General features: G+C 41.5%; 1 pseudogene. It reads right to left on the bottom strand.

Annotated features, from left to right (window positions below):
• Positions 1 to 369: pseudogene (locus tag HUS61_RS21355) on the bottom strand (UDP-forming cellulose synthase catalytic subunit); the annotation flags it as partial.
• Positions 370 to 386: the final 17 nt, after the last annotated feature.

Here is a 386-nt window from a genome sequence, read left to right as displayed (position 1 = left end):
TGGTTTACGGTTTAATGGATTAATGGTTTGGAAAAAGCCTAATATTAGTACTAACCAAGCGTAACTTTCAGCAAGCAGCAAACCAATCCCTAGGGTAAGGGCTAAAGGGTCACCCCAGTTAAGCGTGTCAGTGTAGCGCCACCATAGATAACGTGTAGAGGTTGTAACAGAAAGGGTGATCATTACAATAGTGGCCATTTTCCCTTCAACCCGCCTTAGAGAATAAGCAACAACCAAAATTAAACTAATGAACACCGCTTGTGCTTCAATACTAAATGGCACGGTTACAAATATAGCCACCGCAAAAACAATGAGAGTGAAAAAAGCGACCTTTAAGGTGCTGTTTTTCCAAAGTGGAGAGCGACTCACTGCTTTATATGGTTTAG

It is taken from the genome of Pseudoalteromonas sp. 0802, assembly GCF_013350085.1.
Taxonomy (GTDB): Bacteria; Pseudomonadota; Gammaproteobacteria; order Enterobacterales; family Alteromonadaceae; genus Pseudoalteromonas.
The sequence above is the reverse complement of the archived record's forward strand: the minus strand, read 5'-3'. Positions and strand labels throughout refer to the sequence as shown.